Origin of the sequence: Pseudobacteroides cellulosolvens ATCC 35603 = DSM 2933, assembly GCF_001262605.1 — a bacterium.
Taxonomy (GTDB): domain Bacteria; phylum Bacillota; class Clostridia; order Acetivibrionales; family DSM-2933; genus Pseudobacteroides; species Pseudobacteroides cellulosolvens.
On the sequence record NZ_LGTC01000001.1, the window covers coordinates 1727193 to 1740429 of the forward strand.

General features: G+C 36.8%; 5 protein-coding genes. 4 read left to right on the forward strand and 1 reads right to left on the reverse strand.

All coding sequences use genetic code 11. The features are described from left to right. Positions 1–242: 242 nt before the first annotated feature. Positions 243–5123, forward strand: coding sequence for an endo-1,4-beta-xylanase (locus Bccel_RS07055; protein ID WP_036942223.1), 4881 nt, complete (start codon positions 243–245; stop codon positions 5121–5123). 149 nt (positions 5124–5272) lie between these two features. Here the strand turns inward: Bccel_RS07055 and Bccel_RS07060 are convergent, their stop codons facing one another. Beyond that, positions 5273–7276: a glycosyl hydrolase family 18 protein gene (locus Bccel_RS07060; protein ID WP_050753233.1), complete on the reverse strand. Its 2004-nt coding sequence runs from the start codon at positions 7274–7276 to the stop codon at positions 5273–5275. Positions 7277–7564: 288 nt separating this feature from the next. Here Bccel_RS07060 and Bccel_RS07065 point away from each other — a divergent pair, with 288 nt between their 5' ends. The 3 genes from Bccel_RS07065 (at position 7565) to Bccel_RS07075 (ending at position 13173) form a co-directional block, all read left to right on the forward strand. Next, complete coding sequence (locus tag Bccel_RS07065; RefSeq protein WP_036942225.1) at positions 7565–12046, forward strand: endo-1,4-beta-xylanase; 4482 nt, start codon at positions 7565–7567, stop codon at positions 12044–12046. Between the two features lie 300 nt (positions 12047–12346). Further along, on the forward strand, positions 12347–12802 hold the full coding sequence (locus Bccel_RS07070; RefSeq protein WP_036942227.1) for an ABC transporter permease family protein: 456 nt from the start codon (positions 12347–12349) through the stop codon (positions 12800–12802). Further along, entirely contained in the window at positions 12799–13173 is a 375-nt protein-coding gene (locus Bccel_RS07075; protein ID WP_081926942.1) for an ABC transporter permease subunit, read from the forward strand. The genes Bccel_RS07070 and Bccel_RS07075 overlap by 4 nt, the downstream gene beginning before the upstream one ends. Positions 13174–13237: the final 64 nt, after the last annotated feature.

Consider the following 13237-nt stretch of genomic DNA (forward strand, 5'->3'; position numbering starts at 1 on the left):
CTAATCAGTAATTAGTTTAATTATTATTTGTCCGCAGCAATATTAATATAAGGGAGATCGCATATTATTTTTACAACTTTGCGATACTCCCTTATGCCAATTATAAGTTCATTCATTATCACGAGCAATTTTATAAAAAACACAAGATTCTTATTTTCACATTACGATTAATAATATAAAATATGTTTGTATATCTATGTATATATATCAATTATTTTTTTTAGTAGTAAGGGGGACTTACAATGATATCAAAGAAGCTCAACAAATGTATAAGCTTCGCTGTATCAATTATTATGCTGTTAGGCATGATATCAACAGTGAACTTAACCTCATTTGCAGCTGGTACTCAAGACATCGTTAACAACGGTGATATGGAAAACAGTACATACTGGTGGCATAGCAACGGCGGTGAACCTGTCGTATCAGTATCGGATGTTAAACACAGCGGTAGTTACAGCATAAAGGCTACAGGCAGAGAAAATCCATGGGAAGGTGCCGCACAAAATCTAACAGGAAACCAAAAAGGCGACCCTGTAGCAGGTATCAAATATCATGGTACAGCATGGATTATGTTTGACGGTGAAACTGCACCTGACAGCGTAACATTCAAGCTGAGCATTAAAAGAAATAACGGTACTGAAGATAAGTATGACAATATTAATTCAGCAGCTGTTACAAAGGGACAGTGGACATTGCTTGAAGGTGATTATACTCTTCCTGCAGATACTGTTGTATCAGAAGGAGTACATATCTATCTTGAAACTACAGAATCAGAATCTTTTGTTGATTTCTATGCTGATGATATAAGCTTAACCACTGAAGAACCTGCATCTACAGCATCACCATCAGCTACTGCGACTTCACCTGTTCCTACACCTTCCGGAAATCCTGATAAGTTAGTTGCACTTACATTTGATGATGGACCGGATAACACACTTACATCCTTGGTATTGGACAAGCTTGAAAAATATAATGTTCCGGCTACATTCATGATGGTTGGAAGCAAAATAAACGATACAACTGCTCCTACAGTTAAGAGAGTTATTGACTTGGGCTGTGAAATCGGAAACCATTCCTGGACCTATTCCGGCATGGATAAAATGACAGCAGAGCAAATACAAAAATCTGTAAATGATACTTCAGCAGCTATAGAAAAATATTCAGGAACAAAACCTTTATTTTTCCGTCCCCCAAATCTTGCATTAAGCGATACTATGTATGATGCAATAGATCTTACTTTTGTAAGCGGTGTGACTGCAAATGATTGGGATCAATCCACTACTGCCGATCAAAGAGCAGATGCAATTATAAATGGTGTAAAAGACGGCTCAATAGTACTTCTTCATGACGTTCAGCCCCTACCCCATCCAACAGCAGAAGCTCTGGATAAAATCATTCCTACACTCATAAGTAAGGGTTATGAGTTTGTAACATTGAGCGAATTATTTAAGAGAAAAGGTGTTGAGCTGGATTCAACAAAAAAAGTAATGTATTCTCAAGTAACAGGCAGTACTCCTACAGGTTCCGGTAAAGACATAGTAAATAACGGAGACATTGAAAACGGAACTAACTGGTGGTACAACAGAGGAAGTGCTTCTATTGCTGCCTCTTCAGATGTAAAGCATGGCGGAAATTCAAGCCTCATGGTTACAGGCAGAACATCATCATGGCAAGGTCCTGCTCAGAACCTTGTGGGAAATGAGAAAGGTGACCCTGTTGCAGAGAAACCATATAGTGGAGCAGCATGGGTTATGTTTGATGGTGAAACTGTGCCTGAAACAGTGACATTCAAGTTAAGTGTTCAATGGAATGATGGTACAGATGACCACTACGACCAGGTAAGTCAGGTGGAAGTAACAAAAGGTCAATGGACAAAACTTGAAGGCACTTATACCATTCCTTCAGAGGCAGTTTTGGAAAAAGGTGTACATCTTTATATAGAAACTACTGAATCAGAGTCATTTGTTGATTTCTATTTAGATGATATAAGTTTTAAGGAGCCTGGATCTACTGTATCACTAAACGGTAGTGACAGCATGTACACTGATTTTGAAACCGGTGATTTGAGCGGTTGGACAAATAGGGGTGAAGAAGCTGTAGCTGTAACCGATGCAGAATATCATAACGGAAGCTATAGCATTGCTGCAACAGGCAGGACACAAAGCTGGAACGGCCCGCAGCATACCTTAATGGGAGTAGTTAACTTTGATAAGTCCTATCAATTCTCTGCTTATGTAATGTATAAGGACGGACCTGATACTCAGAGTATTCAAATGAGTATTCAGAAGGACAGCGGATCAGGCACCGATTATATAAATCTTGGCTCAGTTACTGCAACAAAAGGAAAATGGGCATTAATTGAAGGTGAATATACCGTTACTTATGATCCTACTTTGACTAATATTGGGTTATATTTTGAAGCACCCGGCAGCACCCTTGTTGATTTTTACCTTGATGATGTAAAAGTAACAGGCGGTGATTCACTTGATTTTGATCCGAGTATTACGTCTTTACATAGCGTTTGGGATCAGTACTTCCCACTTGGAGCCGCTATATCACCAGATATGCTTGAATCACCAATTTACAATGCATACATTAATAAGCATTACTCCAGTTTGACTCCCGGCAACTGCATGAAGCCTGATGCAATACAGCCTACAGAAGGTAAATTTACATTTACTGACACAGACAAAATTGCCGCTTTTGCTGAGGCAAACAACAAGCTTTTAAGAGGTCATACACTTCTGTGGCACAATCAGATTCCTGCGTGGTTCTTTACTGATCCTCAGGATTCAACAAAACCTGCAACAAGCGAAATGCTTTTAGGAAGACTGAAAACACACATTGAAGCAGTTATGACACATTATAAAGGAAAAATACATACGTATGACGTAGTAAATGAAGTACTTTCCGATATAAGCGGACTACGTGGAGATGATGAAAATTCAAAATGGAAATCCATTGTCGGAGATGTGGATAAAGACGGAGTAGATGATGATTATATCCTGGCAGCGTTTAAATATGCTTTTGAAACAGCAAGGAAAATCGGCGATGACAATGTAAAATTCTGTATTAACGATTACAATCTTGAGTCCAGCACTAAAAAATTGGATGAAATGTACAACATTACAAAGCGTATATTGAAAGTTGCTGATGAATGCGGAATGTCCAAAGGCAGGATTGTTGTAGGTTTCCAGATGCATATCAGTATCTACAGCCCTTCTGTTGATCAAATCAGATTATCTATAGAAAAAATAGCATCACTTGGTGTAAAGGTTCAGGTCACAGAGCTTGATATGTCCATTTACAAATCTTCCTCAGAGCCTAAGAAAACTGCAACAGAAGACATATTTATGCTTCAGGCAAAGAGATATAAGGATGTTTTTGAAATCTTTAAAGATGAGGCATTAAAGGGTAATTTAGACACTGTTACAATATGGGGAGTTGATGACGGAGAATCGTGGTTAAATGATTTCCCTGTAAAAGGCAGACCTGACCCTGCATTGCTGTTTAACAGGAGACTTCAGGCAAAACCTGCTTATACAGCATTGACAGACCCTGACAAACTTCCGGTTTACAAGCAGCAAATGATCTCATACAAAGGTGCTCCTGTCATAGATAATGATATTGACAACTTATGGGATGCAATAAAATGGGTTGATGTAAACCAGTATATTTCCGGTACAGAAGGTGCGACAACAAAAATTAAGACAATGTGGGACGGAAATGACCTTTATATATTAGCTCAGATAAATGATAGTACACCAAATGCGAAGGATTGCCTTGAAATGTTCGTGGACACAAACCTCGATACCCCGGAAGACAATAAGCATTATACCTTAATGCTAAATGGTATTAAACGAAATGCTGACGGATACTTGCTTGAGACTGTAGTTTCTCTTACCGGAACTACAATAAAACAAGGTGATAAGATTGGAATTGACTTCAGGGTAAGTGACTATGCTACAAATGGAAAATTATCATCAGTAGTTGTTTGGAATGATAACAAGAGTAAATTAGACAATTATCCTACTGGGTTGGGTTATTTATTGTTTGATAAGGAAGTAAAACTTATTAATGTAAATAAGGGCACTCCTGTTATTGACGGAAGCATTGACAGCATCTGGAAGGATGTTCAGGCAAATGAAACCGATACCTGGGTTAACGGTACTTCCGGATCTACAGCAACATTCAAGACCCTCTGGGAAAACGGCAAGCTGTATGTATTGGCTGAAGTAACCGACAGCTTACTTTCAAAAGCAAGCTCTGATGCTTACCAGCAGGATTCTGTTGAAATATTCATCGATCAGGATAACGCTAAAAATTCATACTATGAATCAGATGACTATCAAATCAGAATCAATTTTGACAATGAGGTTTCATATAATCCTGGTGAGCTGGCAGGATTTAAGTCTGCTACATCAAAGACGGAAACAGGCTATATTGTAGAAGCGGAAATTCCATTGACTGCAACTACAGCAAAAGAAGGCAACGTTTTAGGATTTGACCTTCAGGTAAACAATGACGAAGATGGTGATGGATCTCGTGATAGTGTAAGTATCTGGTGTGATCCTACTGGATTCTCTTATAAGGATGTATCCAACTTCGGTAATATAATCTTAGGAGGAATTGCTTCCGAAACAAAGGTAGCAGGATATATAAATCCAGGGTTCAATTATACAAGCAGCCAGGCAGCAAGCATATTACCCGGCTTTAAGGTTGAGCTTGAAGGTACTGGATTAAGTGCATTAACTGACGAAAATGGTTACTTTGAAATCCAAAACATCCAAAGCGGCAAATCATATAACCTGTTAATCAGCAAGAAGGGCTATCTCACAAGAAAGATATTCTCCGTTAAAGTTAACGGAAGCAAGATTATCGGCTCAAAGTCAGCACCAATTGCGATTTGGGCTGGTGATATCCCTGTAAATAATGTTCAGGATAATGCTATAAACATGATTGATGCCATGCAAATAGCAAAAGCCTTTGGTCTAACAGCAACAGATACAGGCTTCATATCCTATTTGGATTTTGATAAGGATAATTCTATCAGTATAGCAGATGTTATTATAATGGCTAAAAATTTCAATAATAACATAACTGATTATCCAAGCATCCAGTAAATTAATGTCGTTATCTTTGTAATTGGTGCTAATACGCCATAATTTCTAGGACAAAAAATAAGGGAGACCGCCACTTGAGTAGTTGTGCGGTTCTCCCTTATTTTTAATAAAACAGATATACTGTTTGTTTAAAATATTATAACAATCACTTACTTATTAAACTTTTCTTTGATTGTAGACCAATAATTTGAGTTCTCAAGCCCTAATCTCCAAATACCAACACCTTTAAGATCCTTGGAATTTGCCAGATCCAGTTTGTATGCTATTGTTTCCCCATCTTCGAACCACACTGTATGCGATACTCCATTAACCATATATGTAAAGTATTTGGATTTTGTAACATCATCAAATTTTACTATGGCACCATATTGACTTGCAACATTGTAGCATCCGTTTATCGAATAAGCTTTTGTGGTTGTTCCTCCCCAATCGTACCCGTATGCTGCCATACCAAGAACAATTTTTTCCTTCGGTACTACTGTAAGAGCATAATCAATAACGCTTGTAACCCAGTTTATGGATGCAACAGCACCTGGAATGCCTCCTGCGTAATGCTCATCATATGCCATAATCATTAGGAAATCCGAGTATTGAGCCAGTGATTTATAATCAAAAGCATAGTTCCAAGTTGCATTAGGAGAATCATATGTCTTCGCTTGGACAGCCACCGATACACCGTAGCCCAGCGGCTTTAATACACTATAAATTTCACTCATAAATGTGGTAAAGTAATTTCTACAACTAGCCGGAATATTTTCAATATCTATATCTACTCCAGTATAATTATTAGCCTTTAATAAACTTATTATATTGTTTTTCAGGTTTTCTCTATTTGCCGGACTTTCCAAGAGCTGTTTTGCTAATGCTGCATCAAAGCTGTTACTTACCATTAGTTTTGTTCGAATGCCATTGCTGTTTGCATAACTAATCTGGTCCATAGGTGCCGTACCTGTCAGATTTCCTAAACCATCTACGCTATATGTTGCTGTAGCAATTTCATTTATTGTGGTAGTATTTGCCTTAATGGAGTTATATGATGACACATCTGTAGAATAGTTTTTGACAGTGTATGCCATAACTGTTCTTCTGATATTTGTAATACCAAAAGCTGCTTCAATACTCCAATTACCAGCAATATCTGATGCCCTGGAATATACTGTAGTATTTGTATTTATATTAAGCGGATCAGTATAATCCAACCAATTACCAATAGCACCTATTTTATATTGTCTTAATACTGAATCCTGGCTAAAATCTATCGAAATAATTACCGGTTCATCAGTCAATCTTGTTGTTGAAGAAATTATAACAGGAGCATCTGGGGCAACTTTATCGATATTATTTACTATATAGACTGCTTCATCCGACCAATTGCCGGCACTATCGGATGCTTTTGCATAGACTACGGTGTTTGAAGTTATCAAAATTGATCCGTTATAATCAATCCAATTGCTGTCATTACCTATCCTGTACTGCTTAATTTTGGCATCATCGGGATAAGCAACAGTTATATTAACATCTCCATTGGTTGGACTTACAATATCGGCAGTAAGTATTGGCATACTTGGCTTAGTATTATCTATATTTGAAACGGTATAGCTCACTATGGAAGTCCAGTTCCCTACGCTATCCGATGCTTTTGCATAGATTGTTGTATTTGATGATAACACAATAGTATTTGTGTAATTTATCCATGTTGAATCACTATCTAATTTATATTGTTTATTTGTTGAATCTGAACTGAAATTTATAGTAACCGTCACATCTTGATTTGTCTCCACTGTAGAGGATAAAGAAAAAGTAGGAGCTAAAGGAGGGGTTTTATCAATATTCTTAATGGGGTACCCGCCTAAGGCTGACCAATATCCTGCACTAGTCTGGTATCTGGCATACACATAAACATTTGAAGTTACGACTACAGGAGCATAATATGTAGTCCAGACCCCATCGGTTCCTAATTTATACTGCTTTATAGATGCGGTCTTTGGGTAATAAATGGTTACTGTTACATTTCCATTGGTAGGAGTCATCGGTGTAAATGAGAGAGTTGGTGCAGAAGGAGTAGTATTAGAAGCCGCATATAGATGTACCAGATTAGCAGAGAGAATGGCAACTACAACTAAAACAAATAACCAAATTCTTTTGTTCATCATATCATTTTTCTCCTTTAAGTTTTTTTATAATCAGGAATTATTCGAGAAGTGGTTTACATAACTTTCATGTTTTTAATTATATATTATGGATAATTGAAAATAAATAGTCCTGCGGGATAGTTTTGGTAATAGGCCTATAGACCTGCTATGTGATTAGAAATAACTAAAGGCATGATTGAAAAATCACCATAAAATACCTTACCAAATGCTAGGAATCTTACTAAAGAACTTTTTGTATAAATCGATAAATAAGATGAGAAAAAATCTAAATATCAAGGAGGAATATTAATGGTATCCAAAAAGGGGATCAGGAAGAGTATAAGCTTAACTCTTTCATTGATTATGTTGTTAAGCCTTTTTTCAACAATGAACTTTACTTCATTTGCAGCTCAGACGAACGCGGCTAACCTTGTTGAAAACGGTGATATGGAAAACGGCATAACCAAATGGCACAGCAACGGCGGTTCACCACTTGTATCCGCTTCAGATGAAAGACACAGCGGCAATTCCAGTATTAAAGCCGCAGGACGAACAAACCCGTGGAACGGCGTAGCACAGGTACTTACAGATAATAAAACCGCTCCTGTAGCAGGCAACAAATACCATGGATCAGCCTGGGTTATGTTTAAGGCTGACGATGCTGCAAAAGTAACATTTAAACTCTCAATTAAGAGAAATGACGGTACTGAAGATAAATATGACAATATAGCCCAGGCAGATGTGGAAAAAGGAAAGTGGACATTGCTTGAAGGTGACTACAGCCTTCCAAAAGACACCGATGTTTCAAAAGGAGTACAACTATATATTGAATCAGTAAAATCGGAAACTGCTCCATTGGTTGATTTTTATGCCGATGATATAAGCTTTAGTGATGCATCCTCATCAACTACCGATAAATTAGTTGCCCTTACTTTTGACGATGGTCCGGATAATACACTGACTGCATTAGTTCTTGACAAACTGGAAAAATATAAGGTTCCTGCAACTTTCATGATGGTTGGAAGCAAGCTTACCGATACAACTGCTCCTACAGTAAAAAGAGTCATTGATTTGGGTTGTGAAATCGGAAACCATTCATGGAGTTATGCCGACATGAAAAATATGTCTGCTGACGAAGTGAAAAAGTCAGTAACAGATACTACTTACGCAATACAAAAGTATTCAGGTACAACACCATTGTTCTTCCGTCCCCCGAATCTTTCAACAAGCGATACAATGTTCGATGTAATCGACATGCCTTTTGCAAGCGGTGTAACTGCAAATGACTGGGATCAGAAAACAACAGCCGAGCAAAGGGCAAATGCTATAATAAACAATGTACAAGACGGATCAATAATACTTCTACATGATGTTCAGCCTCTCCCCCACCCTACACCTGAAGCACTTGATATTATAATCCCAACACTCCTTGAACGGGGATACAAATTTGTAACATTAAGCAAACTATTTAGTGCCAAAGGTGTTACACTAGACCCAAATGATAAGACAATGTACGTTACAGTTGGTGTTGATGCACAAAAAGTAGAAGGTAAAGATCTTGTAGTTAACGGTAATTTCGAGGACGGCAAGAATGGTTGGAGTCCAAGAGGAAGCACAGTAGCTATAGAATCCACAGATGTAAAAAATGGCGGTAGCTTTGGGTTAAAAGTTACCGGCAGAAAAATCGGATGGAACGGTACTTCCCAGAACCTTGTAGGCAATGGTAAGGGTGATCCGGTAAAAGGCAAATCATACATGGGTTCAGCATGGGTTATGTATAATGGCACCAATGCACCTGATACCGTGACATTCAGATTGAGTGTACAATGGAATAACGGTGCTGCTGAAAATAGTGACAAATACGACACAGTTAAACAATTAGCTGTTGAAAAAGGAAAGTGGACAAAGCTTGAAGGTTCATATACCATTAGTTCGGATGCTGTTTTTGATAAGGGTGTAACATTATACGTGGAAACTGCAGAATCAGAGTCAGACTCATGCATTGATTTCTATATAGATGATGTAAGCTTCAAATCACAAGGAAGCGATGAACCGGTTACTTTAGACTATAACCCCAATTTAAAAGCACTCCGCAGTGTATGGGACCCATATTTCGCCGTAGGAGCAGCAATAACACCTGCAATGACTGAGGATCCTGTATACAGTGAATATCTTAAAAAGCATTATGCAAGCTTGACTGCTGAAAATGTTATGAAACAAGAGGGTTTACAGCCGGAAGAAGGCAAGTTTGCCTTTATTGAAGCCGATAAGATTGTGAATTACGCACAGGATAACAAAATGCTTGTAAGAGGACATGCACTTCTCTGGCATAATCAGGTTCCAGCATGGTTCTTTACAAATCCTGCCGACTCTTCAAAACCTGCTTCAAGTGAAAAGCTTCTCGAAAGAATAAAAACTCACATTTCAACTGTTATGACACATTATAAAGGTAAAGTACATACATATGATGTTGTAAATGAAGTACTTTCAGATAACAGCGGACTGCGTGGAGACAGCGAAAATTCAAAATACAAGACAATAGTCGGTGACGTTGATAAGGATAAAGTTGATGATGACTATATACTATCTGCATTTAAGTACGCTTTTGAAACGGCTAACAAAATCGGAGATAGAAATGTTAAGTTCTGTATAAATGATTACAGCCTTGAATCAAGTTCAAAAAAATTAGATGCTATGTATGATCTGGCAAAACGTATATTAAAAGTAGCTGAAAAAGAAGGCATATCCAAAGATAGGATTGTAGTTGGATTCCAGATGCATATAAGTAATTTTGCACCTTCAATTGACCAAATTAAAAGTTCAATCGAGAAAATTGCTTCCTTAGGTGTAAAAGTTCAGGTTACCGAGCTTGATATTTCCATTTACAAATCAAGCGATGAACAAACAAAAACTACTACAGAGGAAATACTATTGACACAGGCAAAAAGATATAAAGATTTATTCGACCTTTTAAAAGAAGAGTCTAAAAAAGGTATTGTTGATACTGTTACACTATGGGGTACAGATGACGGTATGTCTTGGTTAAATGATTATCCTGTTAAAGGCAGGCCGGATGCTGCACTTCTATTTAACAAAAGGCTTCAAGCAAAACCTGCATATATGGCATTGACTGATCCTAACAGTTTGCCTGTTTACAAGCAGCAGATTAATACATATAAAGCATCTCCTGTTCTAGGTAATAATGTGGACATATTATGGAGTACAGTTAAGCCTGTTGATGTTAACCAGTTAGTAGATGGAAAAGAAGGTACGTCAGCAAATATCAAGACAATGTGGGATAGTGACAAGCTTTATATCTTGGCTCAAATTGCGGATAAGACAAAAAGTTCAAAGGACAGCCTTGAAATATTCCTTGACAAAGATCCCACCGCAACAAATGATAACAAACAATATACCATACCTTTCGACAAAAACTTAACTGGTGATGTATTAAGCTTTTCTAAAAAAGATCAGAATGGATATACTGTACAGATAGCTGTTCCCATTTCTGCTCTTTCCATGAAACAGGGTGATAAATTAGGTTTTGATTTAAGAATTAACAACTATGATCAAAAAGGTTTGTTATCCTCAAAAATTGTATGGAATGATTACAAAAACAAGATAGATGCCGATACTTCAGGTTATGGTTATCTAGTACTTGGTAAAGAATCAAAGCTTATTGAGGTAACACACGGCACCCCTGTTGTGGATGGCGTTATTGACAGTGTTTGGAATAGTGTTGATGAAACCAATACCAATGTATGGGTAGCTGGTTCATCAGGATCTACTGCAAAGTTTAGGACTTTGTGGGATGAAAAAAATCTCTATGTTCTGGCAGTCGTAACCGACAGTAAGCTGAGTAAGAAAAGTACAGATACTTACCAGCAGGATTCTGTAGAGATATTCATAGATCAGAACAACGGCAAAACTACATCTTATGAGGCAGACGATTACCAAATAAGAATCAACTTTGATAATGAAGTTTCATTTGATCATGGAAAATCAGACAGTTTAAAATCTGCTACAGCTAAAACAGATACAGGGTACATTGTGGAAACCGCAATACCATTAACTGCGATTAAAGCAGAATCAGGCAGTGTATTAGGCTTTGACCTGCAAGTTAATAACGATGAAGACGGCGACGGATTAAGGGATAGTGTAAGCATCTGGTGTGATGGTTCAGGTAACACATGGCAAAACATATCAGGTATTGGTAATTTAATCCTCAATAAGGGAAAATCTAATTCCAATAAGCCTGTTGCAGGATTTACCGATATTTCGACACACTGGGCAAAGGACTTTATCAGCGAACTGGTATCAAAAGGTATTGTCAGCGGTTATTTGGATGGCACAATAAAGCCTGATAATAAAATTACCAGAACAGAGCTTACAATAGCAATAATAAAAGCATTAGGGCTTAAACCACCTGAGGTATCCAAAGTTGATTTTGCCGATGCGAAAAAAATTCCTTCATGGGCATTAGCCTATATAGCTTTAGCTAAAGAAAAAGGTATTGTTAAGGGAAATGACGACAAGACCTTTGGGCCTGACAAAAATTGCAGCAGACAGGAAGCAATTACAATGATAGTGAGAGCATTTAATCTAGGTGAGTCAAGCAAACAGCTCAGTTTTAATGATGTGACCGACATACAGCAGTGGTCTTATAAATCTATTTCAAAAGCCATTGAATCTGAGCTTATTAAAGGTTATCCTGACAATACATTCAAGCCGGGTAATAGTATAACCAGAGCAGAACTGTTTGCAATATTGTTTAAATCAATTAAGAAATAACGGCTAAGCTAAACTCTCTATAAAAACAGCTGGCTTCATTATGAAATCCGTTATTAATCGGATGTATAGAAGCCGGCTGTTTTTTTGCTTTATATAACAATAATAATTATTCTATAAATTGACATAAAACATATAAAATGATAACATTAATATTAAATTCTAATATACATTAAAGAAAAAACAGTTCTGAAGTATATCTATTAAAAAATATAATCGTATGGAGTTTTGTCAACTTTGATCACTGTTGTAAGGAATTAGAAAGTCTCTAAAATTACAGTAAAAGAACGGGATATATCAATTATGAATATTATGCTTAAAATATTTTTATATATTATATTAATATCCATTTCCCTGATTTGTATCTTGCCATTTTATTTTATGATTGTCTGTGCTACTCAAAGCAGTTTTAACACAGCTACTTTACAGGCAATATTTCCCGGCAATGAATTTTTAAATAACTTTGATAGATTAATACATATTGTGCCTGTTTTTTCGGCTTTTAAAAACAGTATAGTTGTGACTATTCCAGCGACTTTACTATCAGCATTTTTCGGCAGCTTAACAGCTTATGGATTTGCAAAATACAAATTTATAGGAAAGAATTATTTATTTTCACTACTTTTCATATCACTGATAGTACCGCAGCAAATTTGCTTTATAGGTTTCTATAAAGTTTGTACTTTTTTTAACATCACCAATACCTTATTACCTTTAATTATTCCTTCTATAGCCAATCCCCTTTTTGTTTTTTTATGAGGTATTATATTCAATATAAAATATCCGATTCTATGATGGCTGCTGCAAGAATAGACGGCTGCTCTGAATATCGAATATATCATAGTATTGTTCTCCCCAATATAATTCCAGGCATTGCTACAATATCCATGTTTACCTTTATCTCAGTCTGGAATAGCTATCTTATACCTATTACGATATTGGAAGATATTAATCTGTATACAGTTCCGATAGTGACTGCTTTAAGCAAGGGGTTATATGGCAATGATTATGGGGCAATATATGCTGCCATTGCAGTATTTACAACACCTATCATTATTGTATATTTATTATGTTCTAGGATGCTCATTAAAGGGCTTAGATTTAGTACTGTTAAAGTAATGAATAGGTGAAAGCCTACGATGGATTGATCTGCAATACAAGACTATAGATAATAATGTAAAATGTAGTATCGTA

Excerpts from the sequence above, each read along its gene's own strand:
- Bccel_RS07065 (WP_036942225.1), top strand. The coding sequence starts at position 7,565 with ATGGTATCCAAAAAGGGGATCAGGAAGAGTATAAGCTTAACTCTTTCA.
- Bccel_RS07060 (WP_050753233.1), bottom strand. The coding sequence starts at position 7,276 with ATGATGAACAAAAGAATTTGGTTATTTGTTTTAGTTGTAGTTGCCATT.
- Bccel_RS07055 (WP_036942223.1), top strand. The coding sequence starts at position 243 with ATGATATCAAAGAAGCTCAACAAATGTATAAGCTTCGCTGTATCAATT.
- Bccel_RS07075 (WP_081926942.1), top strand. The coding sequence starts at position 12,799 with ATGAGGTATTATATTCAATATAAAATATCCGATTCTATGATGGCTGCT.
- Bccel_RS07070 (WP_036942227.1), top strand. The coding sequence starts at position 12,347 with ATGAATATTATGCTTAAAATATTTTTATATATTATATTAATATCCATT.